The organism is Streptoverticillium olivoreticuli subsp. olivoreticuli, from assembly GCF_003391135.1.
GTDB lineage: Bacteria > Actinomycetota > Actinomycetes > Streptomycetales > Streptomycetaceae > Streptomyces > Streptomyces blastmyceticus.
Window position 1 is genome coordinate 1,582,734 of sequence record NZ_CP031455.1, and the last position, 25,151, is coordinate 1,607,884.

Annotated in this window: 21 protein-coding genes; 8 read left to right on the top strand and 13 right to left on the bottom strand. The window is 74.2% G+C overall.

From position 1 onward, the window contains the following. Positions 1 to 161: 161 nt before the first annotated feature. Complete coding sequence (locus DXZ73_RS06960; protein WP_240351244.1) at positions 162 to 2,246, top strand: hypothetical protein; 2,085 nt, start codon at positions 162 to 164, stop codon at positions 2,244 to 2,246. 14 nt (positions 2,247 to 2,260) lie between these two features. Here DXZ73_RS06960 and DXZ73_RS06965 read toward each other — a convergent pair whose 3' ends face one another. After that, on the bottom strand, positions 2,261 to 3,298 hold the full coding sequence (locus DXZ73_RS06965; protein WP_116210139.1) for a TolB family protein: 1,038 nt from the start codon (positions 3,296 to 3,298) through the stop codon (positions 2,261 to 2,263). A gap of 294 nt (positions 3,299 to 3,592) precedes the next feature. Here DXZ73_RS06965 and DXZ73_RS06970 point away from each other — a divergent pair, with 294 nt between their 5' ends. Beyond that, positions 3,593 to 4,822, top strand: coding sequence for a cytochrome P450 (locus tag DXZ73_RS06970; protein WP_162890094.1), 1,230 nt, complete (start codon positions 3,593 to 3,595; stop codon positions 4,820 to 4,822). Positions 4,823 to 4,857: 35 nt separating this feature from the next. Here DXZ73_RS06970 and DXZ73_RS06975 read toward each other — a convergent pair whose 3' ends face one another. The 3 genes from DXZ73_RS06975 to lanL form a co-directional block, all read right to left on the bottom strand. Next, on the bottom strand, positions 4,858 to 6,078 hold the full coding sequence (locus tag DXZ73_RS06975) for a lanthionine synthetase C family protein (RefSeq protein ID WP_240351245.1): 1,221 nt from the start codon (positions 6,076 to 6,078) through the stop codon (positions 4,858 to 4,860). Between the two features lie 83 nt (positions 6,079 to 6,161). Next, a complete protein-coding gene (locus DXZ73_RS40040) occupies positions 6,162 to 6,293 on the bottom strand; it encodes a hypothetical protein (RefSeq protein ID WP_275898570.1) in 132 nt (43 codons plus the stop codon). A 49-nt stretch (positions 6,294 to 6,342) separates the two neighbouring features. Continuing rightward, the gene (gene lanL, locus DXZ73_RS06980) at positions 6,343 to 8,988 is read right to left on the bottom strand and encodes a class IV lanthionine synthetase LanL (protein ID WP_240351246.1); all 2,646 of its coding nucleotides are present in this window, start codon (positions 8,986 to 8,988) and stop codon (positions 6,343 to 6,345) included. A gap of 172 nt (positions 8,989 to 9,160) precedes the next feature. Between lanL and DXZ73_RS06985 the strand changes: the two genes are divergently transcribed. Next, positions 9,161 to 10,045 carry a trypsin-like serine peptidase gene (locus DXZ73_RS06985; RefSeq protein WP_116210141.1) on the top strand — a complete coding sequence of 295 codons (885 nt, stop codon included), beginning with the start codon at positions 9,161 to 9,163 and terminating at the stop codon, positions 10,043 to 10,045. Between the two features lie 33 nt (positions 10,046 to 10,078). Here the strand turns inward: DXZ73_RS06985 and DXZ73_RS06990 are convergent, their stop codons facing one another. After that, complete coding sequence (locus tag DXZ73_RS06990) at positions 10,079 to 11,032, bottom strand: serine/threonine dehydratase (protein WP_116210142.1); 954 nt, start codon at positions 11,030 to 11,032, stop codon at positions 10,079 to 10,081. 75 nt (positions 11,033 to 11,107) lie between these two features. Between DXZ73_RS06990 and DXZ73_RS06995 the strand changes: the two genes are divergently transcribed. From DXZ73_RS06995 to DXZ73_RS37970, 4 genes are all read left to right on the top strand, one after another. Then, entirely contained in the window at positions 11,108 to 11,743 is a 636-nt protein-coding gene (locus DXZ73_RS06995; protein ID WP_116210143.1) for a TetR/AcrR family transcriptional regulator, read from the top strand. Between the two features lie 78 nt (positions 11,744 to 11,821). Then, positions 11,822 to 12,271 (top strand): winged helix-turn-helix transcriptional regulator, encoded by a 450-nt coding sequence (locus DXZ73_RS07000; protein ID WP_116210144.1) that lies wholly within the window; start codon positions 11,822 to 11,824, stop codon positions 12,269 to 12,271. A 185-nt stretch (positions 12,272 to 12,456) separates the two neighbouring features. Beyond that, positions 12,457 to 13,449, top strand: coding sequence for a hypothetical protein (locus DXZ73_RS07005; RefSeq protein ID WP_116210145.1), 993 nt, complete (start codon positions 12,457 to 12,459; stop codon positions 13,447 to 13,449). A gap of 109 nt (positions 13,450 to 13,558) precedes the next feature. Beyond that, entirely contained in the window at positions 13,559 to 13,732 is a 174-nt protein-coding gene (locus DXZ73_RS37970; RefSeq protein ID WP_162889876.1) for a hypothetical protein, read from the top strand. A gap of 16 nt (positions 13,733 to 13,748) precedes the next feature. Here DXZ73_RS37970 and DXZ73_RS07010 read toward each other — a convergent pair whose 3' ends face one another. The 6 genes from DXZ73_RS07010 to DXZ73_RS07035 form a co-directional block, all read right to left on the bottom strand. Then, on the bottom strand, positions 13,749 to 15,254 hold the full coding sequence (locus DXZ73_RS07010; protein ID WP_116210146.1) for an NADH-quinone oxidoreductase subunit C: 1,506 nt from the start codon (positions 15,252 to 15,254) through the stop codon (positions 13,749 to 13,751). 3 nt (positions 15,255 to 15,257) lie between these two features. After that, positions 15,258 to 16,982 (bottom strand): proton-conducting transporter membrane subunit, encoded by a 1,725-nt coding sequence (locus DXZ73_RS07015; protein WP_116210147.1) that lies wholly within the window; start codon positions 16,980 to 16,982, stop codon positions 15,258 to 15,260. Next, positions 16,982 to 17,677, bottom strand: a complete 696-nt coding sequence (locus DXZ73_RS07020) for a hypothetical protein (protein WP_116210148.1) — start codon at positions 17,675 to 17,677, stop codon at positions 16,982 to 16,984. The genes DXZ73_RS07015 and DXZ73_RS07020 overlap by 1 nt, the downstream gene beginning before the upstream one ends. An 11-nt stretch (positions 17,678 to 17,688) precedes the next feature. After that, on the bottom strand, positions 17,689 to 18,642 hold the full coding sequence (locus DXZ73_RS07025; RefSeq protein WP_162890095.1) for a respiratory chain complex I subunit 1 family protein: 954 nt from the start codon (positions 18,640 to 18,642) through the stop codon (positions 17,689 to 17,691). A gap of 61 nt (positions 18,643 to 18,703) precedes the next feature. After that, on the bottom strand, positions 18,704 to 20,737 hold the full coding sequence (locus DXZ73_RS07030; protein WP_116210149.1) for a proton-conducting transporter membrane subunit: 2,034 nt from the start codon (positions 20,735 to 20,737) through the stop codon (positions 18,704 to 18,706). Positions 20,738 to 20,819: 82 nt separating this feature from the next. Continuing rightward, positions 20,820 to 21,302 carry an NADH-quinone oxidoreductase subunit B family protein gene (locus tag DXZ73_RS07035; RefSeq protein ID WP_116210150.1) on the bottom strand — a complete coding sequence of 161 codons (483 nt, stop codon included), beginning with the start codon at positions 21,300 to 21,302 and terminating at the stop codon, positions 20,820 to 20,822. Positions 21,303 to 21,753: 451 nt separating this feature from the next. Between DXZ73_RS07035 and DXZ73_RS07040 the strand changes: the two genes are divergently transcribed. After that, entirely contained in the window at positions 21,754 to 23,175 is a 1,422-nt protein-coding gene (locus DXZ73_RS07040) for an amidase (protein ID WP_116210151.1), read from the top strand. 43 nt (positions 23,176 to 23,218) lie between these two features. On the opposite strand, the gene DXZ73_RS07045 is transcribed toward DXZ73_RS07040, so the two are convergent. Together DXZ73_RS07045 and DXZ73_RS07050 are read right to left on the bottom strand one after the other, a co-directional pair. Continuing rightward, complete coding sequence (locus DXZ73_RS07045) at positions 23,219 to 24,067, bottom strand: ATP-grasp domain-containing protein (RefSeq protein WP_116210152.1); 849 nt, start codon at positions 24,065 to 24,067, stop codon at positions 23,219 to 23,221. Beyond that, positions 24,064 to 24,942: an ATP-grasp domain-containing protein gene (locus tag DXZ73_RS07050; RefSeq protein ID WP_116210153.1), complete on the bottom strand. Its 879-nt coding sequence runs from the start codon at positions 24,940 to 24,942 to the stop codon at positions 24,064 to 24,066. The genes DXZ73_RS07045 and DXZ73_RS07050 overlap by 4 nt, the downstream gene beginning before the upstream one ends. Positions 24,943 to 25,151: the final 209 nt, after the last annotated feature.

Below are 25,151 nucleotides of genomic sequence, written 5' to 3' on the forward strand. Positions count from 1 at the left end.
TATACGGAATCCACCCGCCGCCACGGAAGTGATCGGGCAGACTTTGCGGGCACCGTGCAGACACCGTCGCGCAGACGAGGGGAAGTCCCATGAGCGGAATGCGAAGATTCAGCCGCAGAGGCATGTTACGGGCGGGCCTGGGGGCCGGTGCCACCGCACTGGTGGCACAGCTGACACCCCGACTCCCCGGCCCGTTCGAGTTGTACGAGAGCCCCGCCTGGGCGGCGGCCGCGGCCCGTCAGGGGGCGTCCGGGGCCTTTCCGGAGTGGAGCCGCTTCGCGCGGCTGGCGGACGGCACCTTCGACGAGGACGCCGACCCCACCCGTGACATGAAGCCCGTGATCGCGGCGCTGAAGTCGCAGAACGTCAATGTCATCGAGCTCGACACCATCATGTCGAACTGGATCACCGAGGCGGACTTCACCCAGCACCTCGGGAAGATCAAGAGCTTTGTGGAGCTGGCGCACGGTGCCGGGATCCGCGTGGTCATGTACTACCCCTCGCTGGAGGTCATCAGCGTCGGCGGCGAGAACGGCCGTTCGTTCTACAAGAACGGTGACGGCAAGTCCTGGGTGCAGCGCGGCCTCGACGGCAAGCCCAATGTCTTCTACGGCAGCCTGGTGGTCTGGGTCGACCCGGGCGACGAGAGCTGCTGGGTCAGCCCCAACTCCCCCTGGCGGGACTTCTACCTGGGCCGGATCAAGGCGCTCGCGGGGACGGGTCTGGACGCGGTGTGGCCGGACGTCCCGATCTACTTCGACGGCGCGATCAGCTGGTGCGACACCTCGACGTGGGCGGCGGACGCGTTCCGCGCCGACACCGGCCTCGCGCTGCCCACCAAGGCCGACTTCGGCAGCCTCCCGTTCCGCCGCTACGTCGAGTGGCGGCACCGCAATCTCCTGCAGTGGCAGCTGGACATCGCCGCCGCCGGGCGGTCCGTCAACCCGGATCTGGTGACGTTCGTCGAGACCGTGAGCATGGACTACCAGTACGCCACGCTGGTCGGCCTCGACGGGGCCTACCTGCGGAAGGCGGAGGGGGTCAGCCATGTGTGGGAGGTGGACATCCTCGGCAACTACGACGGGATGCGCCACGCGACCGCCACCGACTGGACGTGCCTGATCTCGATGTACAAATACGCCCGCGCCGCCAGCGGCACCAAGCCGGCCTGGGCGTTCTCCTACGGCTGGCAGGCCGACGACGCGTCGCTGGTGATGGCCGAACTGCTGGCCGCGGGCTGCAATCCGTACGAGGTGAAGAGCCCGTTCAAGAACGACACCACCGACAAGGCGATGCGCACCCGGATGTACGCCTTCGTGGCCGCCAACCAGGAGAAGCTGTACAACTCCGCTTCCACGGCGGCCGTCGGTGTCTACCACTCCTCCGCCTCGCGGGACTTCGTCAGCCCCGCCGTCGGCACGGGGATGTATGTGAACACCCGGAAGCCGTCCGGGGTCAAGGAGTGGTGGGCCTCCGGCAGCGCGGAGGAGAGCTGCACCAATCAGCAGTGGCTGGGCGAGTTCCGCGGCACGGTGAAGGCGCTGGTGTTCGCGCACATCCCCTTCGACACGGTGACCAGTCCGGGCCTCGCCGCGGCCGATCTGGCGGGCCTGCGCGTGCTGATGCTGCCGAACCTCCAGGCCGTGTCGGACGCCGAGGCGGGCGTACTGCGCGACTTCGTGGCGGGCGGCGGCACAGTGGTGATCACCGGTCCGGCACCCAGCGCCCTCGACGAGTTCGGCACGGCGCGGAGCGAGTACGCCCTCGCCGACGTGCTCGGCTTCCGCAAGGCGGATCCGCTGCCCACGAGCAAGCAGAACCGTTTCGGTTCGGGCACCTGCCGGTATGTGCAGAAGCTCGTCGGCAAGAGCTATCTGGCCTCGACCGACCAGGCGAGCGCCGATCAGCTGCTCGGGCCGGTCACGGCCGCGGCGCCACCGGAGGTGACGCTCTCCGGTGACCCGCGGATCCATCTGGAGGTGCGCAGGCTCGGCGCCGACACCGTCGTCCAGCTGGTGAACTTCACCGGCTTCGGCGACACCCCGGCCGCGTTCAAGACGGCGCCCACCAGTTGCACGGTCTCGCTCGCGCTCCCCGCGGGTCGGCGGGTGCTGGCCGCCACGGTGAGCTCGCCGGACGGCCCCTCCCCCGCGCCGCAGCCGGTCGACTGGCGGCTCGTCGGGGCCACGGCGAACGTGACGCTGACGGTGAATCAGTACGCGCTGCTGACCGTCACCACCGGCTGAGCCTCACCCTCGCCTCACGGTTTCGCCGGCCCGGGGACGGGGATCCGCCACAGCGACGTGGGCCGGTCCTCGTCCCCCGAGCGGGCCTCGAAGGCGATCCAGCGCCCGTCGGGCGACCAGCTGGGCGCGCCGTCGTAGCCACCGCCGTTCCTCGTCACCCGGGTGGGCTTGCCCCCGTCCGCCGGGATCACGAAGATCTGCGGTGTGTCGAGCCCGCCCGCGGTGGAGGAGAAGACCACGGACCGGCCGTCGGGCGACCAGCTGGGGTCGGTGTGTTCGCCGGGGCCGTCGGTGAGCCGGCGCAGCCCGGTGCCGTCGGCGTTCATCACATACAGCGCCCAGTCCTCGCTGTCCGCCGCACGCCGCTGGAAGACCAGCCGGTCGCCCTTCGGCGACCAGTTGGGCTGGCGGTTGTCCGTACGGGTGGCGGGGCCGTCCAGGAGGCGGGTGGGTTCGCTGCCGTCGCGCCGGACCTTCCAGAGGGAGCCGAGGGCCGAGGGGTCGTCGTCGCTCTCCCTTCCGCCGTTCTCCTTCTCGACGCTCTCCTGGAAGACGATCCAGGAGCCGTCCGGCGAGAAGCTGGGCTCCAAATAGCCGGTGTCACCCCGGTGTTCGGTCACCCGGGTGGGCCGGTGGCCGCCCGGGGGCAGCACCCACACCTCGTCCCGGCCCGCGCGGTCGGAGGCGAAGGCGACCCCGGCGGAGGGGTGCCAGCTGGAGCCCGGGAGGTTGACGGCGGCCCGGTCGCTCTCGTCGAGCAGCGTCCCGGGCCGGGCCGACGCGCCGTTCCCGATCGGCAGCACCCGCAGGGCGGCGGCCCCTTCGTTGTAACCGTCGTGGAAGAGGGTGAAGAGGACGGACGTCCCGTCGGGCGAGAACGCGGGATTCTGGGCGCTGGCCCGCCCCTGCCCCCGGTAGAGCAGCTGGGCGCCGTCACCGCGGGCCGTACGGCCGTCGGACGGAGCGGGCGGGCGCGGCGACCCCCCGCCGGAACCGCACGCGGTGAGCACGAGAGCGGCCAGGAACGCGACAACTGCCAGGCGACTGCGCACCGCACCGACCCTAGTGGGTGGCTCGCACTGGTGGGCGGGAATCGGCGTTCCGGCGGACCGCGCCCCAGGGCACGCCCCTCTTCGCGCGCACGGACCGTACGCCGCACCTCCACAAACACCGTCGCCATGTGTAATCACCTGGACACCCTGGGTAGGCTCCCGGGCGTCGCGCCACCCCGCCGCCCCTCAACTCCCATCGCACCCAGGGTCGTCCAGCGCAAGGAACGAGCCACGCTCCTCGACACCGAGAGCCTGCCGGCGGCCCCTGTCCACCCTTGTCCGAGGAGGCTCGCCGTGACCACCGACCGGACCGCCGCCCCGCCCGGGGTCTTCACCCCGGCCTTCTTCCAGGACGCCCACCCCGTCTTCGACACCCTGCGCTCCCGTGCGCCCGCCACCCTGGTGACGGGGGTGAGCGGCACCCGCCTGTGGCTGATCCCCCGTTACGAGGAGGCCCGCAGACTGCTGTCCTCCCCCTCGGTCCGCAAGGACGACTGGAAGCGCCCCGACCTGAGGGAGCAGCACCTCGTCCGGACCGAGCGGCGCCGCGAGATGAGCACCCGGATCCGGGCCAATATGATCAACACCGATCCGCCGGAGCACCAGCGGCTGCGCCAGGGCACCCAGCAGGCGCTCAGCCGGGGCCGGATCGAGGCCCTGCGCCCGCGCATCGACCTCTTCGCGGACGAGACGCTCGGCGAGCTCGACGCCGCCGGGGACGTGGGACCGGTCGAGTTCCGCGCCCGGATCGCCTACCCCTTCACCGTCGCCGTGGTCTCCGAGCTCCTGGGCCTGCGCGAGGACGAACAGCCCGGTTTCCCGGCCTGGTTCGACACCCTGATGTGCCGGCGCGGCACCGAGAACGCACGGCAGACCTCGCTGATCCTCGCCGACTTCAGCGAGCGGCTCGACCACCGCAGGCGCGCGCACCCCGCCCGGGGCCTGCTGTCCACGCTGGGCTCGAAGCCGGACAGGCGGCGGCCGCTCAGCCGCACCGAGCTCGCCTCGACCGCGTTCCTGCTGCTGATCGCGGGCATCGAGACGGCCAACGCCATCTCCAACGGGATGTTCGCGCTGCTGAGCCACCCCGAGCAGTACGAGGCGCTGCGCGCGGACCGGTCGCTGCTGACCGGTGCCATCGAGGAGTGCCTGCGCCACGACGGGCCGTTCCGCGCGGTCGGCCCGCGCTACACCGCCGAGCGCGTGGATCTGGAGGACGGGGTGTCCATCCCCGCCGGGGAGTTCCTGCTGATCGCCGTCTCCGCGGCCAACCGCGATCCGCGCCGCTTCCCCGATCCGCACCGCTTCGACATCACCCGCACCGATCATCAGCACCTGGCCATGGGGCACGGCGCGCACCGCTGCGTGGGGGCGCTGCTCGCCTATACGGAGATGGAGATCCTCTTCGACAAGCTGCTGGACCGGTTTCCGCGGTTGCGGCTCGCCGTGCCGGTGCCGGAGATCCGCCGCCGGCCGAGCATGACGATGAACTGGCTCCAGGATCTGCCGGTTCTGCTGCGGTGACGGGGCGGGGCCGGGGAGAGAGGTGTCCGGCGGGGCTACGCCAGCAGCAATGCCCGGTCCCAGACCGGCTCCACATCCGTCGCCGCCGCGAGCAGCGCGAGCACCACCCCGGCGGCACCGTCCAAAAACCCCGGCCCGGCAGCCGGAAGCGCCGCCCGGCACCCCAGAAGCCGCCCCGCCGGCCCCGCCGCCGCACGGCGCAGCTCCGCGTCCCCCGTGTCTTGCACAAAGCGCACGGTGACCTGGAGCAACCCGGCCGTCCCATGACACAGCCCCGCCGCGCACTCGGCGTCCGGCCGCGCCGCGAGGCGCCGGTGCACGGCCCTCAGGGCCCGTACGGCGAGGTCGCACAGCCGCGCGTCCTGGAGCGCCGTCCCCGCCAGCCACAGCGCCCGTGCGATGCCGGGGCCTCCGTAGCACCATGTCGCCGGGGCACGCCCCTCCGCGGCGGGGCGTCCGTCCGGCCCCACCCGGCCCGGCCAGTGCGGCCCCCACTCGTCATCGGTCCGGCCGGAGGCCAGCCGGGCGGCGAGTCGCTCGACGGCCTCCCGCTGACCGGGCACGGTGACGGCGGCGGAGACGGCGGACGACAGCAGGGCGAGTGGCCCGGAGATTCCGTGCGCCATACCGAAGTTGAGCACTCCGCCCGGGAACAGGGCTCGCGTGGCGGCGTCGCCGATGTGCTCGGCGGGGGTCAGACAGTGCGGGGTGCCGTCCCGCTCGCCGCTCAGCGCCACCAGCCCGGTGAGCACGGCGTGCAGTGCGGCGCGGGAGGCCGGTTCGTGGTGCCGGCACAGGAGGTACGCTCCGGTGCCGGTGAGTCCGGAGATCAGGTCGAAGACGCGGACGGGCACGCCGTGGGGTGCGTCACCAAGTGCCTTGATCCGTAAGGATGTCGACCTCAGCACCGCGTCGTGCACCTCGGGGAGCGGGTCCGCTCCGGGCGGCGTGAGCGACCGGGCGGCGAAGGCGATGCCGCCGAGCCCGCCGTGGAGCCCCGGGAACGCCGGCCCCTCCCGCTCGGCGCCGCGGACAGCCGCGGCGAGGTAGCCGTCGGCCATGGCGCCCCATCCCCGCCCCGGCAGGCAGCGGTCCAACTGGTGGTACGCCAGGGCGAGTCCGGGCCCGCCGGCGGCGAGGTCGGGGCGCACCCTGCGGGGCACGGGGCGCGGCCGTCCGGCGAGGGCGGTGGCGAGGTCGAGGGCCGCGGCGGCCGTCGACCCGTGCAGCACCGCCGCCCAGTGGCCGTCGGCCACGGCTCCTCCTCTGCTCCTCTGCTCCTCTGTCGGATCGGTTGGCTCCGGGTGGCCGCGCGGCCACCCGGAACCGGTGGGCGCGGTCAGGACGGGCGACAGCGCGGCGGATCCGTGCACTGGCCGCTGGTGTGGTCGGTGTCGCAGCACATCATCGGCTCCAGCTCGCGCTCGTCCGTCTCCGGCAGCTCCTGAAGCTGAAGTACCTCGTTCTCCATGGCTCTCACCTCCTTCCGGGGCTCTTTCCGCTCGCGGCGGAGCGGTCCGTCAGTGGCCGCAGTCGACCAGCCAGGACCGGGGGCCGCCGTGCTTGAGGCGCAGGAGGAAGTCGAGGACGCCGGACATCCCGACGTTGTAGCTCGCGCAGACCTCGCGCAGGGTGTCGTCGGGGACGACCAGCCGGCCGTCGCGTTCCACGGCCCTCGGATACAGGCAGGTCGCGGCCTCCTCCGCCCAGGTGCGGTAGCGCTCCTCCCCCGTCGCCTCGGCGAGGTCGAGCAGCAGCTCGGCGTTGCCCGCGACGCCGTGGCAGGTGCCGGGGCCGACCCGCCAGCGGTCGCGGTGGGCCGCGACGGCCGCGAGCTCGGCGTACGTACGGAAGCGCGCCTCCCCCGTCGCCTGCCACAGCCGGACCAGGAACGTCCCCACGCCCGAGGTCCCGTTGCACCAGAAGTCGAGACCGGTGCGCTCGGCGCGGCCCGGTCCCTTGGGCCAGTGCGCGGCGTCTCCGTGGCGTTCGGCGACGGCGCACAGGGCGTGGCCGCCGCCGGCCGCGATGTCGACGAGTTCGGGGCGGGCCAGGTCCCGGCCGGCGGCGAGCAGGAAGGTGGCGTTCCCGGCGACGCCGTGTCCGAAGCCGTAGAACGCGGAACCGGCGAGTTCGGTGCGGTGTTCGGGGCCTGCGGCCCAGTCCACCCCGCGGTCCGCGTGCGCGGTCAGCCGGAGCAGCCCGTCCGCGCACTCCGAGGCGCGTTCCGCGAACCGCCGGTCCCCGGTCGTGTGCCACAGGTGCAGCTGTGCCAGGCCCGCGCCCGCGAGGCCGTGGCAGATGTCCGGGTTGTGCCAGTCGAGGGGGATCCGCAGGGCGTACTCCCGCGCGCGCTCGGCCAGGAGGGTGTCGCCCAGGGTGCGGGCGGCGCCGTGGAGGGCCCATACGGCGCCGGAGCGGCCGAAGTAGAGGCCGGGCAGGATCCGGCTGGGCAGGGTGAGCCGTTCGTCGAGCCACTGCGCCGTGGTGCGCAGCAGGGGTTCGGCGGGCATCTCGCCGGTGCGGACGGCCCGGTCGAGCACGGCCAGCACACCGGCGGCGCCCAGTTGGACGTTGCAGGGGTCGCCGTACGGCAGGGCGCGCGGCCCTGGCCAGAGGTACTCGGCGGAGGGTTCCACGGTGGCCGCCAGGTGGGCGAGGCCGTCGCCGATGAGCCGGTCGGTCCGACGGGGCGTCAGCGCGGGTCCGGCGGTCACGGGCCGTACGACGGGGTCGGCGCGCAGGAAGGCCGCGGCCTTCTCCAGGGGCCAGCGGGAGGGGCCGTCCGCGGTGAGGCCGAGGACGAGGGGGGCGAGCGCCCGGAGTGCGGGGAAGGCGGGGGCGGCCGCGTCGACGAGGGCCGCGAGGCGGTCGCCGGCGGTGCGGCCGGGTGGTGTGTCGGGGGCGAGCACGGGGCTGATGCCGGTGGTGGCGTGGAGCAGGGTGGCGCCCAGGCTGTAGCAGTCCGCTTCGGGGCCGGGCGCGGGCGGCGGGGTGTCGCTGTCGCGGCCGGGTCCGTCGAGGTATTCGGGTGCGGTGAAGCCGTGGGTGCCCGCGACGTACGCGGTGGCGTCGGCGCGGACCGCGCATTCCAGGTCGACCAGGACGGGGGTGCCGTCGGGTCCGATGACGACGTTGCCCGGTTTGAAGTCGCGGAGGACGAAGCCCGCTGTGTGCACCTCGCCCATCAGGCGGGTGAGTTCGCGCGCGAGCTCCCATGCCGTGGGCACCGGCAGGCGGCCGCTGTCGCGCCACGCGTGCTCCGCGGCCCACTGCTGGAGGCTCTTGCCGTCGATCAGGTCCTCGACGAGGAAGACGTGCCCGGCCGCCTCGAACACCTCGCGCACGGCCGGGGTGACGCGGTGCGGGGCGAGCCGGGCCAGGACGGTGGCCTCGTATCTCAGCCAGTCCCGCGCGTCCTTGCCGTCGAGGCCGGCGCCGATGTGCGGGCGCGCCTCCTTGAGCAGGACGTCCTCACCGGTGCGCCGGTCGTGGGCGCGGTAGACACCGCCGCGGTTGGAGTGCCGGACGGCTTCCCTGACGAGGTAGCGGCCGACGAGCAGGACGGGGCCGCCGCGCGGGCGTCCGGGCGCGGGCGGGTCGAAGGGTGATGCGGCCCAGGGCGGTGGTTCGAACCAGGGGTTGCGCGTGTCGGTGACGAAGGTGCCGTCGGGGGCCTGCAGCCGCCCTTCGTAGAAGCCCTCGTCGCCCAGCTCGTGGGGCCGGGCGAAGCAGCCGAAGCGGTAGTGGACGAGGCTGTCCGGCCGGTAGCGCCGGTCCGAAAGGATCGTGGGTCCGGCGAGGCCGAGGGTGGCACGGTGGAGTTCCTCGGCGAGCACGCGCAGTTGGTCGTCGTCGGCGGGGTAGGCGGTGAGGAACTTGCCCGATTGCGCCCGGGAGGCGCGGACGGAGGTGAGTTCGGCGGCGACCCGGGGCGAGACGGCGAACTTGAAGGCGCATCCGTGCGCCACCAGGACCGGAGCCGCGCGTTCCAGGACGTGGGGTGCGGATGCGGGCGTCGCCGACAGGTGCAGCTTCCAGCCCTGCGGGCGGCGGTCGTGGCGCGGTGGGGTGACCATGCACCAGGTCGCGCCGTCCCGGAGGGTCCAGTCGGGGCCCTTGTCCCGCAGGGCCCGCAGGGTGATCGACTGATAGCTCAGTGCCACGGCACCGATGATGACACCGCCGGGGGCCGTTAGCGAGAGGCTGTCCCGGCCGGTTGGCAGGCAGGCGCGCGTCCCGTCCGGCCCGGTGCCGTACGCCGGGGAACCCCATCGGCTGACGGACCGTCTCCCAGCGCGACAGACCCGATCATTCCGCTTTATTCCGAGGAGAACCATGCGCGCTTCGAAACCGCTCGGGCGGCTGTCCGCCGTCGCCCTCGCCTCCGCCGTCGCCCTGGGCGCGGCACCGTCCCCGGCGACTGCGGCCGCACCGGCCACGGCCGAGGTGACGTACACGGTGAAGGAGCGTCAGGAGGCGCTGGCCTACTGGACGACCGCGCGGATGCGGCAAGTCAGCGAGAACGTGGACCTGGGGCAGACCGGGCCGCTGACCAAGGAGTGGAAGGGCGCGCCGGTGAAGACGGTCGGCCGCCTCTTCTTCGTCAACGCCAATGGTGACGACACCTGGTGCACGGCCACGGCGGTCAAGAGCGGCAACCGCTCGGTCGTGCTGGCCGCCGGTCACTGCGTACGGCGCGGCGCCTCCCCCGCCAACACCCATATGGACCTGGTCTTCGTGCCCGGCTACTCGAAGAGCGCGCAGACGCCCTACGGCGTCTTCCCCGTACGGGCCACGGTCACCCCCGCCTCATGGGCGCAGGACGCGCGCGCGGACGTCGCGGCGCTGACCGTCGACCCGGTCAAGGGCAGGCGGCTGACGGATGCGGTGGGCGGTCAGCAGGTGGCCTTCGACCGTGAGCCGGGCGGCCGGGTGACCGCGTTCGGCTATCCGGCGACGCGCCCGCAGCGTGGCCAGCAGTTGCTCTCCTGTACGGGCCCGGCCACTGCCGCCCCGGATGACGAGCTGCGGATGCCCTGCGACATGACGGGCGGGGCGAGCGGCGGCCCGTGGCTGGCGGACTTCGACGCGAAGTCGGGCCTGGGCACGCTGGTTTCGGTCAACAGCCACGGTGACGCGCTGGAGCACAGCACCGCCATGTTCGGCCCCGTGCTGGGTGCGGCGGCTCGCGCGGTCCACGAGCGGGCGCAGCAGCTCTGACGCTCGCTCAGCGCAAGGTCGCCCGGAACCCGTCTACCGGGGGTCCACCAGGTCGCCGGGGTCCGTGTTCGCCCCGCAGAGCACCACCGCGACCTTCTCCCCCCCGGCCGGTGCGTAGGCGGGCGCGGGGCCCGAGAGCGCCGCGAGCGCCGTCGCCGCCGCGTGTTCGACCGCGAGGCGGCGGTCGTCCCACAGGGACCGGCGCGCGGCGACGATCGCGGCGTCCGGCACCAGGACCGAGGTGACGCCGTCGTCCTGCGCGGCGGCGAGTGCCGTCCCGGAGACGCGCCGGGCGCCGAGGGCGTCCGCGGCGACGGAGTCGACCGGCACTTCGGTGACCCGCCCGGCCTCCAGGGCGGCGTGCAGGGCGCGGCAGTTCTCGGGCTCGACGGCGACGGTCCGCACCCCGTGGTGCCGGGCGGCCGTGGCGACCCCGGCGAACAGCCCGCCGCCGCCCACCGCGACGACGACGGTGTCGAGGCCGGGCACCCGCTCCACGATCTCCTCCAGCAGGGTGCCGGCCCCGGCGGCGATCAGCGGATGGTCGTAGGCGTGGCTCGCGAGGGCCCCCGTGGCGGCCGCGAACTCCTCGCAGGCGGCCAGGGCTTCGGCGTATTCGGTGCCGACGAGCCGGACGTCCGCGCCGTAGCCGCGGAGCCTGGCGACCTTGACGTGCGGGGCGGTGGCGGGGAGGAAGACCGTCGCCCGGACGCCCTGCCGCCGGGCGGCCCAGGCGCAGGCCAGCCCGGCGTTGCCGCCGGAGGCGATGGTGACGCCCGTGGCGGGCAGGGTGCCGGCCTCGCGGTGGGCGGCGAGGAAGTTGTGCGCGCCGCGCGCCTTGAAGGACCCGGTGTGCTGCATGAACTCCATGGCCGACCACAGCTCGTACGCCCCGGCCGGGTCCGCCGGGGCGAGGGTGACGGGCCGGACGTGTCCGGTGGCCCGCTTGGTCGCCTGCCGGATGTCGTCGTAGGTGAGGCGGTGCACGGGAAGGTCCCCCTTCAATCGCGTGGCGGCCATCGGGCCGATCGCTGTGTTACAGCGTACGTTACAGTGTCACACATGCCGAGACGTTCCCTTTCCCTGAGCCTGGCCACCCCCGACCGCATCGCCCGCACCGCCCTCGCGGTCATCGACGAGGAAGGCCCCGCGGCCCTGAGCTTCCGTTCGGTCGCCGACCGGCTGGGCGTCTCCCACGCGACCGTCCACCGCCGCTGCACGGATCTGGGCGGGCTGCTCGACCTGTGCACCGACCACCTCGCCGCCGGGCTGCCGGACATCCCCCCGGGCACACCGTGGGCCGAGGCCACCGAGGCGCGCTTCACCGCGCTCTACGCGCTGCTGACCGCCCACCCCGGGCTGGTCGCGCTGCGCGGCTCCCGGCCCTGGCTCGGGCCCCAGCTGCTCGCCCGGCTGGTCGAGCCCACGCTCGCCGACAGCATCGCCGCCGGAATGACCCCGGAGCAGGCGTTCCACGCCTACCGGCGGATGTATCTGCTCACGCTCGGCAGCGCGGCCTTCGTCGACCACCGGGACCCCAAGGCCACCGTCACCACCACGCGCACCGCCCTGGCCGCGCTCAACCCGGAGCAATTCCCGGTCCTGACCGGCCACATGAGCGTCATCCTGCCCGCCATGACCGATCACGAGGTCTTCCACGGCGCCCTGCGCCAGCTCATCGCCGCCGCCCGCCCCTGAGAGCGGTGGCAGAGGCCGGATCGGCCGTGTTCCACGCAGGGTTGGGGAAGCAAATCCGGCTGCTTTACGATGAGGGGCATGACGACAGCGCGCCCATGTTCGATCGCCGACGCACTCGGCGTGGTCGGCGAGAAGTACTCCCTGCTGGTGCTGCGCGAGGTCTTCTTCGGCGTCCGGCGCTTCGACGCGATCGCCCGCAACACCGGAGCCCCTCGTGACATCCTCGCCGCGCGGCTGCGCCGCCTGGTGGAGGCGGGGGTCCTGGAGAAGGTTCCCTACCACGAGCGCCCCGCCCGCTTCGAGTACTGCCCCACCCCCGCCGGGCAGGATCTGCGCCCCGTGCTCCTGATGCTGATGCGCTGGGGCGACCGCCACCTCGCGGACGTGCCGCCGACCGTCCTGGAGCACACCTGCGGTGCCGACCTCGACTCCGTCGTCGTCTGCCGCTGCTGCGGCGAGGAGGTCGCGAGCGCGGACCTCACGCCCCGCTTCCAGGTCCCGGGGTGGACGGCCGAGGGCGCGGCCTGATCGCCGGCCGGCCGCCCGGCGGTCGTCGAGGCGCACCCCCCGGCAGGGGTCGCCGACGTCGTGGAGCGGCCCCCGCGCTCGGGGGCGTTCCCCTATCCGGTGCATTGTCTGCGACCGCTCGCTTGCCGTACCCGTCCAGGGGGCATGACAGGGGCCCGCCCCTCCCCTCCAGACGGGAACGCCGCATGCCTCTTCCGGAACAGATCAAGCCCGGGGACGTCGTCCTGACCCGTGGGACCGAGTCCGTCTCCCGCGCGATCTGCCTCATGGACGACTCCGAGGTCAGCCACGCCGCGCTCGCCGTCGGCGAGGACGCGCTGGCCGAGGTCGTCGGCGAGGGGCTGCGCACCGTCACGTTCGCCCAGGCCATGGACGGCCACGACCTGACGGTCTGCCGAACCCTGACCGCTCCGGCGGACACGGCCCCCGTCCTCGACGTCGCGCGCCGCTATCTGGCGGGTCACACCTCTTACGCGCACCAGCAGATCGTGCTGCTGGCCGTCCTGTGCGTCACCCGCCACATTCCGCTGCCGCTGGGGGGCCGCCGGCTCGTGCGGACCGTCCTGGACCAGGCGGCGGCAGCGGTGAACGCGATGGCCGAACGCGGCCGGCAGCCCATGATCTGCTCCGAGTTCGTCTACCGCTGCCACCACGAGGCCCGGCCCCGCGCCCCCTACGTCCTGAGGACGGCCGACGACGACACGCACCCCGACGGCACCCTCCTGGGCTGGGCCCGCGCCCACCCGGCCGTCCCGCGCCTGCCGCTGCCCACCGGGGCCGCGGCCGGACGGCCGGCCCCGGCGGACGCCGAGGCCGCGCTCGCCCCGCTGGTCTCCGCCTACGCCACGGCCCTCGGCAAGGCCGATCTCCTGGCGCGGCACGTCCCCGTCCCGGCCGGTCCGTCCGATCCGAGCGACGAGGAACTGCTGTCGTCCATGGTCGCCTTCGGCACCGCCCTGCACCGCGCCGACGGTCAGGGCGCCGACGGTCAGGACGGCTCCGGCGCGCCCCTCCCGCCCGCGCGGGCCCTGGAGAAGATCAGGGCCATGGAGGCCGAGCCGAACTTCGTCACCCCCGGCGACCTGCTGCGCAGCCCCTCGCTGACCGATTCGCTCCGGATGCCCGCCGGGAAGAGGACCACGGGTGCGGCGCTCAAGGGCCTGCTGAACCGCCGGTAGCCGCCGCCGGGAGCGCCGCGCACCGGGACAGCCGAGAAGGGGCAGGGGCAAAGCCGTGGATTGAGCCTAGACTTGAGGAATCCTTCCCACCGTTCCCCTTGGGGGCGCCGTGAGCGTGTTCGCCGAAGCGATGCGGCAGCGGGTCCGCGAAGCCCGCGCCGCGCTGGTGGCAGCGCGGGCGGCGGCCGATGCCTATGGGACCGCCGTGGCGGAGGGGGAGTTGGAGGACGCGCTGCGGATGGCCCGTGAGCACGACATCGACCCCGGTGACGAGGGAGCCTGATCCCCCTCTCCGGGCCTCACAGGTCGTTGCCCGCGTAGGACAGGTTGAAGCTCTTGTTGGTCAGCGGGAAGTCCGGGACGATCGTGTCGGCCAGCGCGACCGGCAGCGCCGGCCAGTTGAAGAAGGACGGGTCGGCCGTCTTCACCCGGGTCAGCGTGTGGTCCCGGCCGCGCAGCTCGACGCGCGTCGTGATCGTGCCGCGCCAGCCCTCGACGATGCCGGTGCCCGCGGCGGTGGCTCCGGGCCTGCCGGGCGCGAGGTTCGCCACCCAGCGGCCGGTGATGAGCCGCTCGTTGAGTTCCTCGACGAGGGCGAGGGAGGAGTCGATCTCCTCGGCCCGCACGAGAAAGCGGGCCAGGACGTCCCCGGTGGTGTGGACGGGCACGGTGAGCGCCGGCCCGTAGTCGTGGAACGGGTGGCGGGTCCTGGCGTCGGCGGACAGTCCGCTGGCCCGCGCGACATAGCCGAGGCAGCCCAGGTCGCGGGCGGCGGCCACGTCGAGCCGGGCGGTGCCGGTGAAGCGGTCGCGGACGGTGGTGTGCCCGAGCGCGAGGGTGACGAGGTCACCGATCTCCCGGCCGAGCACCCGCATCCGCGCCGTGCCTGGCACCGAGCAGAGGGCCGCGCCGCCCGGGACGACGGCGCCGCGCAGCAGCCGGTGGCCGGTGACCTCCTGGTTCAGGCGCAGCAGCTGTTCGCGGACGTGCTGGGCGCGGGCGTTGAGGATGCCGTGGCCGACGTCGTTGCACAGGGCGCCGAGGTCGGCGACGTGGTTGTGGAGGCGTTCCAGTTCGAGGAGCAGCGCGCGGGCGCGCCGGGCGTCCTCAGGCACCCGGGTGCCGGTGGCCTCCTCGACGGCCAGGCAGTAGGCGAGGGCGTGGCCGACGGCGGTGTCGCCGCTGACGCGCTCCGCGAGCGGCAGTCCGCGGTCGGGGGTGCGGCCCTCCATGAGCTTCTCGATGCCCTTGTGGACGAACCACAGGCGGGCCTTGAGCTTGATGATGGTCTCGCCGACGACGGAGAAGCGGAAGTGCCCGGGTTCGATGAGCCCGGCGTGCACCGGCCCGACGGGGATCTCGTAGACCCCTTCGCCCTCGACCTCCAGGAAGGGGTACGGGCCCTCCTGCTCGGCGAAGGGCGGCGGGGGGCCCGCGTCGGGGTGCATCGGGTACCAGCCGCGGGGCCAGTGGAAGTGGCGGACGAGGCGGTGGGGCAGGGGGTGGTCGAGGGGCACGATGCCGTGCAGGTCGCGCATCTCCCGCTCGAACCGCCCGGCGGGGAAGGACAGATGGGCCAGGGTGGGCAGTTCCGGGGCCTTCGGGTCGAGGCGTACGTGCAGTTCGGTGCGGGTGTCGGGCGGGCCGGAGGCGAAGAGGTAGACGACGCGGACGGCGGGGCCGCCGGGGGCGGACGGGCCGTCGTGGTGGGCCGCGACCAGCGCGAGGCGGTGGCCGTCGACGAGCAGGTCCGCGGCGCGCTCGGGCAGTTCGTCGGGGCCGATGTCGGTCACGGTCCGGGGCATGGGTCAGTGCCTTCCGATGATCTCGCCGGCCGCGGAGAGCAGCCGGGTGAGGGGGCCGGTGGCCACCCCCAGGGCCGCGGCCGCGACGAGCCCGGCGACCAGGGGGGCCGCGGCGGCCGCCCCGAGCCGGACGGGCCCGTCGGCGACGGCCTCCGGTTCGGGCGGCGGACCGAGGACCATGCGGGCGGTGCGGGTGACGAGCGCGGCGAAGGAGACGAGGGTGAGGACCAGCGCGACGGCGACGACCTTGCCGTGTCCGGCGGTGAATCCGGCGCGGGCGAGGCCGAGTTCGGAGGCGAAGAGGCTGAACGGCGGCAGGCCGAGCAGGGCGACCACGGCCAGCCCGAAGGTGGTGCCGAGGGCGGGGGCCTCGGCCAGCAGCCCGCGCACCCGCCCGATGCGGGCGGTGCGGCGGATCCGCAGGATGTGGCCCGAAGCGCAGAACGCGACGGTCTTCGCCAGCCCGTGGCCCGCGATGTGCAGCAGGGCGGCGGAGACGGCGAGCGGGGTGCCGATGGCGGTGCCCAGAGCGATCAGGCTCATGTGTTCCATGCTCGAATAGGCCAGCATCCGCTTGTAGTCGCGCTGGGCGAGCAGCAGGACGGCGGCCAGGGCCAGGGTGAGCAGGGCCGCTCCGGCGAGCAGGGTGCGGGTGTAGCCGGTGCCGAGGGCCGCGTCCGCGATGACCTTGTAGCGCAGCAGCCCGGCGAAGGCGACGGAGAGCAGGACGCCGGACATCAGCGCGGACACCGGCGCGGGTGCCTGGCTGTGGGCGTCGGGCAGCCAGGCGTGCAGGGGGGCGAGGCCCGCCTTGGCGCCGAAGCCGAGGACGATGAGGCTCATGGCGAGCCGGGTGACGGCCGGGTCGAGCCGGTCGGCGTGCGCGGCGAGGGTGGGCCAGTCCAGGGCGGAGGCCTCGGAGATGCCCGCCTGCCGGGCGGCGTAGTAGATCAGGACGGTGCCGAGGAAGGCGAGGGCGATCCCGGCGGAACAGATCACCACGTACTTCCAGGCGGCCTCGACGGAGGCCCGGGTGCGGCGGTGGCCGACGAGGAAGGCGGTGACGATGGTGGTGGCCTCGATGGCGATCCACAGGACGCCGAGGTTGGCGGCCAGGACGGCCGCGCTCATGGCCGCGAGGAAGGCGTGGACGAGCAGGTTGTAGCGGCGGGCGGCACCCGCGTCGGCCCGCTCGTGGGCGAGGTGAGAGGGGTTCGCGGCGCAGGCGAGGGCGGCCACCGCGCCGACGGCGAGCAGCAGCCACACGGTGAGGGCGTCGGCGCGCAGCAGCCGCCCGTACGCCGTCACCGGTCCGCGGTCCGGGACGGTGGCGGCGAGGGCGGCCCCGCAGAAGAGGATGGTGGCCGGGGACACCAGGCCGAGCCAGGTGCCGAGCGGCCGGGCCGCGGTGTCGGTCCCGGTGGCGAACGGCGGTGCGGCGGGCGGTCCGTCGGTGGCGAACGGCGGTGGCCCGGGGGGTGCGGCCGGGGGTCCGCCGGTGAGCGTGGCCGGTCCCCCGGCGGCCGCGGTGGAGCCGGTGGTCCGCGCGGGTTCGGCCGGTGTCCGCGGGGGCGGCGGCCGGTGCGCGAGGGCGGCGGAGTGCCGGGGGGCGTGGGCCCGGCGGTACGGCCGTACGCCGCGCAGCCCGGTGGCGGCGTGGGCGGCCGAGGTGGCGAGGGGCACCGCGATGGGGGCGGTCAGCAGCAGTGCGGTGGTGGCGTGCGTCATCAGTCGCGTAGCTCCCGCAGGTCGTCGATGCCGGTGCCGCCGAAGGCGGCCCGCATCCGGGTGGTGAGGATCTGCAGGACGAGAACGGCGAGCAGGACGTCGAAGGAGACGCCGAGTTCGACGATCAGCGGCACTCCGGACGCGGCCAGGAAGGCCGTCGCGGTGATGCCGTTGTCCAGGAGCAGGAAGCCGACCACCTGCGCCAGGGCGCGGCGCCGGGTGACCAGGGTGAAGAAGCCGATCAGGACGACGGCGAGGCCGACCGGCAGGGCGCTCGTCGCGGGGGTGGGGTCGAGTTCGACGAGGGGCCGGGCGACGGCGTAGGCGAGGAGGGTGAGGAGGGCGGCGCTGAGCAGCGAGGCCGCGACGTTGACCAGGGGCTGGGTCTCGCGGGCCTCGCTGACGTCCTCCTCGTAGTGGCGGGTGGGGGGCGGGGTGCCGGCGGCGAGGGCGCGGCGGATGAGGTGGGGCAGGGCGCCGGCACGGAGCAGGCCGATGCCGACGGCGACGGCGAGGAGGTCCCAGCGGCCCTCGTGCACGCCCAGCAGGCCGGCGACGGCGGCCAGGGCCACGCCCTGGAGGGCGAAGACCTGGACGATCGAGGACAGTTGGCGCAGCCACAGGACCACGACGGCCGCGAGCAGGAACGCGCCGCACGCCAGGTCGAGCAGCTGGGTGTAGACGCTGTCGTTCATGTGTCCCTCACTCACTCTCCTGTGAGGAAGTACGAGGCGGTGACCGCGAGCAGGGCCAGCAGGAAGGATCCGGCGAGCAGCTCGGGGACGCGGAAGAGCCGCAGTTTGGCCCAGAACACCTCGGCGGCCGCGAGGGCGGAGCCGAGCAGGGCGACCTTGGCGGTGAGCAGGACGAGGGCGAGGGCGAGGGCGGCCGGTGAGGCGGTGGTCGCGATGCCCCAGGGCGCGGACAGGGAGGCGAGCAGTCCGAGGAGGACGGCGAGCCTCATCTGGGCGCCGAGTTCGACCAGGGCGAGGTCGGGGCCCGCGTACTCCAGGACCATCGCTTCGTGGACCATCGTCAGCTCCAGGTGGGTGGAGGGGTTGTCCACGGGCAGCCGGCCGGTCTCGGCGAGGACGGCGACGGCCAGTGCGGCGGTGGCCAGGAGCCCCGCGGGGGAGGCCAGCCGCACCGGGTCGTGGATGCCGCCGGAGACGATCGCGGACAGGTTGGTGGAACCGGTCGGTATCGACAGGGCGAACACGGCGAGGAGGATGGTCGGTTCGACAAGGGCGGCGACGGTCATCTCGCGGGAGGCGCCCATGCCGCCGAAGGCGGTGCCGGTGTCCAGGCCCGCGAGGGCGAGGGCGACCGTGCCGAGGGCCAGCAGCGCCACCACCAGGATCAGGTCGGCGCTGCCGCTGACGGGGGTGACGGTGGAGGCCAGGGGGACGAGGGCGGCGACGACGGCGGTGGTCGCGACGAGCAGGAGGGGGGCGACGCGGAAGGCGGGTCCGGTGCCGATGGGGGTGATGGCCTCCTTGCGGAGCAGCTTGCGCAGGTCCCGCCAGGGCTGGACGACGCCGGGGCCGGCCCGGCCCTCCATCCGGGCCCGCACCTGCCGCATCGTGCCGGCGAGCAGCGGCGCCCCGGCGACGACGAGGACGACCTGGGCGGTCACTGCCGCCGTGCCGATGGCTTTCACGGTGTCTCCTCCTGCGTCTCCCCCTGCGTGCCCCGCCGTGTGCTGCCGCTCACCAGCCCGTTCACCAGCCCACCGCCAGGGCCAGCAGGACGGCGACGAGGCCGAAGAACCCGTAGCCGAGGTAGAGGTGCACGCTGCCGGTGGCCAGGCGGCGCGCGCTCTGGCCGAGGCCGGTGACGGCGGCGAGGACGGGGCGGTAGACACGGTGCTCGATCCGGTCGGGGATCCGGCTCTGGAAGCGCACCCGTTCCACCAGATAGGCGGACTCGCGCAGCGGGGTGACGTTGACGTCCTGCTCGGGGGCGAGGACGTCGTCGAAGACCCGCTGGAGGGGTTCGGCGAACGAGGTCGCGGTGTAGGACATCCGGGCGGTGGGGGCTCCTCCGCCGCAGTCCCACAGCTTGACGTTGGCGCGGCGGCCGCGGCGGGCCGTGATCCGGATCAGGGCGGCCGCGGCGAGCAGTCCGGCCGTCAGCGCGGCGGCCACCCACAGGGGGGACATGGAGGCGGCGAGCCGGTCCAGGCGCAGTTCGAAGCCGTCGCCGGACAGCGTGGGCCCGCTCCCGAGTCCGGCGACGGCCACGGCCCGTGACAGCCCGTCGCCCAGCATGCCGGGGACCAGCGCGAGCCCGGTGCAGCCGACGGCGAGCAGGCCCATGCCGATGAGCATGCCGGGCGGGCTCTCCGTGGCGGCGGCGGCCTCGGCGCTGCGGGGCCTGGCGAAGAAGCCCACGCCGAGGGCCTTGACGAAGACGGCGGCGGCCAGTCCCGCGGAGAGGGCGATGACCGCGACGGCGAGCGGCAGCACGATGGCGGTGGAGATGCCGGGCACCGTCAGGCCGTTGATCAGGGACTGGAGGAGCAGCCACTCGCTGAGGAAGCCGTTGCCGGGCGGGAGGGCGATCGCGCCGAGGGCGGCGACGGTGAAGAAGCCCGCGGTGGCGGGCATCCGGGCACGCAGCCCGCCCATGCGGTCGAGGTCGCGCAGGCCCGTGGCGCGGACGACGGAGCCCGCGGCGCAGAACAGCAGGGCCTTGAAGACGGCGTGGTTGGCGACGTGCAGGAGCGCGGCCGCGAGGGCGAGCGCGGCGGGCACCGGATAGCCGGAGGAGGCGAAGAGCCCGGCCGCGCCGACGCCGATGAGGACGAGGCCCAGGTTCTCGGACGTCGAGTAGGCGAGCAGCCTCTTGAGGTCCGAGGCCATGGCCGCCTGGAGGATGCCGTAGACGGCGGAGAGGGCGCCCGCCGCCAGGACGAGCAGCCAGCCCCAGCGCGGGGCACCGCCCAGCAGGTCGAAGGCCACGCGCACGATTCCGTAGGCGCCGAGGTTGACCATGGCGGCGCTCATCAGCGCGGAGACGTTGCTGGGGGCCTCGGGGTGGGCCCTGGGCAGCCAGGGGTGCAGGGGCACCATCCCGGCCTTCGACGCGAAGGCCGCGGCGACCAGCACGAAGACCGTGCCACGGGCGGCAGGTGACATCCCGCTCGCCCCGGCGCGCAGCGCGGTGAACGTCTCGCCCCCGGCGCAGGCGGCGAAGAGGGCCATGCCGGCCAGCAGCAGGACGAGTCCGAGGTGGGTCATGACGGCGTACCACACCCCGGCCTCGCGGACGGAGGCGCGGTCCCGCTGGTCGGCGAGGACGAGCAGCAGCGAGGTGAGGGCCATGGCCTCCCACAGGAGGAGGAACGTCGAGACGGAGGCGGCCGCGGGGACGAGCACGAGGGTGAGGGCGAACAGGGGCAGCGCGGCCTGGACCCCGCGCGAGGCGACTCCGCGCGCGTGGTCGCCCCCGGCGTAGCCGATGCCGTAGACGGCGACCGCGAGGACCACGGCGCCCGCCACCGCCATGAACAGCCCCGACAGGGCGTCGACGGCCAGATAGACACCGGCCATCGGCAGCAGGCCGGGGAGGTGGGCGGACCACCGGCCGCCGCCGGAGGCCATGAGTCCTGCGGTGAGCCCGGCGCCGCCCAGTCCGGCCGTGCACAGCCCGACGGCTATGACGCGCGCCCGTCTCGGCAGCAACGCGCCGGACAGCGCCCCCGCGCCGGCGAGCCCGACCGCGAGAACCGCCGCGGTTTCGGCACCCTTCATGCGCGGTCCCTCGCTCGCGCGCCGCCGCCCGCCGCCGGGGCGCCCGTGCTTTGGGCCGCGCCCCCGGTGGGCGCGGTCGCGGTCACCGGCCGGTCACGGCGCGGAGCGCCGCCACGATCCGGTCGGGTCGTGGCGGGCAGCCCTCGACCTTGAGGTCGACGGGGACCACGTCGGCCACGGCGCCCTCGACGCCGTAGCCGCCTGCGAACTCCCCGCAGTTCAGGGCGCAGTCGCCGACCGCCACGACGAGCCGGGGGCGGGGCATCGCGGCGACGGTGCGCCGCAGCGGTTCGGCCATGTTGCGGGTCACCGGTCCGGTCACGAGCGCGAGGTCCGCGTGCCGGGGCGAGGCGACGAGGCGGGCTCCGTAGCGCTCTGCGTCGTAGACCGGCCCGAAGGCCGCCGCGATCTCGATCTCGCAGCCGTTGCACGATCCGGCGTCGACGCAGCGCACCTGGACCGAGCCGCCCAGGCGGCGGGCCGCGGCGGATGCGGCGGGGGCGGGCCGGGGTGGCGCGTCCTCCGCCACCCGTCCGGTTTCACGGATCTTGCGCAGCAGGCTCATCAGGGCTCCCTCGCCTCGGCTTCGATGTGCCTCACGAAGGTGCGGCGGCCGTCTCCCGCCGTCACAGCGCGATTCCGCGCCGAGAGACGGCCGCCGGTCGAAAGGGGCCGGGAAGGGCCCCGTGCCCGGGCCTCGCGGGTTCCGCGGCGGGCCCGGCCCGGATCGCCGGTGCTCCGGACGGGGTGGTCCGGTGGGTGCGGCCTTCGGCGGCCCCGTTGCATGAGGACTGATCTGCCCCGGGAAACGGCGTGCGGGGCCGGGGAGTTACGGGGAGTTCCGGCCACTGTGACACCACGGGCTGTTGGGGCGGGTGGTTCGAAACCGCTTGCCGCACACGGCAGAATCTACGAGGTCACCGGGCACCCGGGAGCACGGCGGCGAAACTCGGTGGCCGTACGGCGGCTCCGTACGTCAGTCTGATTCCAGCCATCAGCCGAGAAGTGGGAGACCGGTGGAGCTGTACGAATACGCGGGCCTCGACGCGGTCGGCCTGCGGGCGCTGATCCGGGCGCGTGAAGTGAGCGCGGCCGAGGTCGAGTCGGTGGCGCGGCGCGCCCTGGCCGTGGCCGGTGCCGAGCTGGGCGCGCTGACGCTGCCGCTGTTCGAACCCGCCCTCGACCACGAGCCGGACGGTCCGTTCGGCGGCGTGCCCTTTGTGATCAAGGACAGCGGGCCGTTCGCGCGGGGCGTACCGTTCGCGCTCGGCAGCCGCGCCGTCCGTGGCGCCGTCGCACAGGCCGACCACGACCTGATGGCCCGCTTCCGCACCGCCGGGCTGGTGGCGCTCGGTCAGACCACCGCTCCCGAGCTGGGCCTCAACTTCTCGACGGAGCCGGTGCGCCACGGGCCGACGCGCAACCCGTGGGCGCGGGACCGTGGTGTCGGCGGGTCGAGCGGCGGGGCGGCCGCGCTCGTGGCCGCCGGTGCGGTGCCCTTCGCGCACGGCAACGACGGCGCGGGTTCCCTGCGGGTGCCCGCCTCGTGCTGCGGGCTCGTCGGCCTGAAGCCGAGCCGTGGCCGTACGCCGAGCGGGCCGCTCGGCGGGGAGGCCGCGTTCGGGCAGACGGTGGAGTTCGGGCTCACCCGGACCGTGCGCGACACGGCCCACCTGCTCGACGCCGTCGGCGCACCGCCCGTCGGCGAGAAGTACGCGGCGCCGCCGCCGGCCCGCCCGTACGCCGAGGAGCTGCGGGCGGACCCGGGCCGGCTGCGGGTCGCGGTCATCACGCAGGCGTGGTCGGGGGTCGCGGTCGACCCGCAGGTGGCCGCGGCGACGGAGGCGGCGGGGCAGGTGCTGGAGTGGATCGGGCACGTGGTGTCCCCGGCGGGCCCGGCCGTCGATCCGGAGTCGGTCGTCGAGGCGCTGATGCTCAGCGTGTTCGCGACGGGCGCCGCGATGCTCAGGGCGCCGCGCAGGCCCGATCCGTCGCTGCTGGAGGCGGTGTCACGGGTGGTGCTCGGCGAGACGGAGGCGGCGACCGCGCTCGATGTGATGGCGGCGGTCGACGCCCAGCACCGGGTGACGCGCCCGGTCGGTGACTTCTTCACCCGCCACGACCTGCTGGTGACGCCGACGCTCGGGCAACTCCCGGCGCCGCACGGCACCCTCGACTACGACGGTGACGGCCACACGGCCCGCTCCTGGCTGCGCCGGATCCTCGAGTACGGGCCGTTCACCGCGGTGTTCAACGTCGCGGGGAACCCCGCGGTCAGCCTGCCGCTGGGGCAGAGCCGCGAGGGCCTGCCGATCGGGGTGCAGCTCGTCGCCGCCCACGGCAGGGAGGATCTGCTGCTGCGGGTGGCGGCACAGCTGGAACAGGCGGTGCCGTGGGAGGACCGCAGGCCACTGGTGTTCTCCGGCGGTCCGGAGTGATCGCCGTTGGGCGCGGGTTGTCGGCGCCCGCGGCGGGCGTCCCTCAGCCGTTCACGATGACGCCGCGCGTCACACCGCGCGGACGATAACTGCCCGACGCCGCACGCAGAGCCAGCTCCGCCAGTGCCTCCGGCGCGCCCCGCTGGCCGCGGATGCCGGGGAAGGCGTTGACGTCGACGATCAGCGGCCCACCCGGCGCGTCGAGGAGGTCGACGCCATAGACGTCCAGGGCGAAGACCTCACCGGCGCGGCGCACCACGTCGAGCCAGGCCGGGGGCAGTTCGCCGACCGCGACCGACTCGGTGCGGCGGGAGGCGGGGGTGGCCAGCTCCGAGCGGCGTACGGCGGCGAAGACCTCGTCGCCGACGACCCACAGTTTGTGGTCCCAGCCGCTGTTGGGGGTGTAGGCCTGTGTCACCACCGGCTCGTCCGGCCACTGCGCGGCCAGCGCCCGCAGCTGTTCGGCGTCGTCCACCCGGGCCACGAGGTCGTGCCGTCTGCTGTGGCGGCTCTTGACGACCAGGGGGTACGTCAGGCCGCCCCGCGCGGCCAGGCGCGGGAGGGTCGTCGCCGCCGTGGTGGCGGCGAAGGGCAGTCCGGCGGCCAGCGCGACCTCGGCCATGGCGGTGCGGTCCTGGCACTGCTCGGTCGCGTCGGCCGAGTTCAGCACGGGGGCGCCGTGCTGTTCGAGGTAGCGGGCGAAGGCCAGGGCGCACGGCGTCCGCGCCTTGAGGAGATAGACGTCGGCGAGCGCCTCGGGGGCGCGCGCGGGGGAAGGCAGCACGGCGTGCCGGGGGTCGAGCGCCTCCACCTGATGACAGGGCGTCAGAAGTGCGGTGGCCGCGGCCAGCAGCGGGTGGTCCGGCGCGGGCGTCAGCAGACAGATCCTCACGCGCCACCGCCCACCTGGGCGGGGGCGGAGTGCTGTGCCGGGACGGCGGCGGCCGCGGTGTGCCGGGAGGGCCCGGCGTCGGCGAGGCGCAGGATGGCCCACGCCACCCGGGCGACCGCGTCCGGCACCTGACGGAAGCTCGGGAAGTCGTTGACGTCGACGACCACCGGCCCGTCGGGCCCCAGCACCACGTCCACGCCGTACAGGTCGAGGCCGAAGACGGCACCGACCCGGGTGACGATGTCCGCCACCTCGGCGGAGAGCGGCACCCGGCGTTCGCGGGCGGGTTGATCGGGGTGCAGCGGTGAGCAGCGCTCGGTCGCGAACAACTCGCCGTCGACGCAGTACACCTTGAGGTCGACGCCCGAATTGGGCACATACGGCTGGGCTATCAGCATGCCCGCGGGTGCGGCGCCGGGGTCGGGCAGCCGGTCCGGGGAGGGTACGAGGCGGACGGCCCGGCCGGAGCTGCCGTCGGCGGGCTTGACCACCAGGGGGTACGCGGCGGCGGGGATCCCGGCGAACTCCTCCGGGCGGGCGGCGGCGTAGGTCACGGGGACGGGCAGGCCGTGGCGCTCGGCCGTCACGGCCGCGAGCGCCTTGTCGCGCACACCGCGTATCGCGCGGGCGTCGTTGACCGTGGTGAGGCCGGCGGCCGCGGCCGCTTCCAGCAGCATCAGGCCCGGTCCGCCGGAGACGGTCTTGAGCACCCACGCGTCGTGCGCGCCCGCGCGCACCGTCTCGGAGAGCTTGAGGAGGGAGCTGCCCGGCCGCAGCACGTCCACCTGGTGTCCCCAGGAGGTCAGTTGGCGGATCACGTCCACCGGCATGCCGTCGCGCCGGTACTGCTCCTCCACCAAGAAGCAGAGTCTCATTGGTGCATCCTCGTAATCCCCGGACGTCCGCCGATCCCGTCCGGCAGAACTGTGACGGCTCAGGATGTCATGGGTGTGCAGGTGAGAACGCCAGGGGTTGTCTCGATTCCGTAGCAAACGGCGCGCGCGGCGCGGGGATTTCTCCGGATCCGACCGACTGGTGCGGATGTCGGGCGATCCGGATACGGCGCGTTCACGAGGGTCGCCGG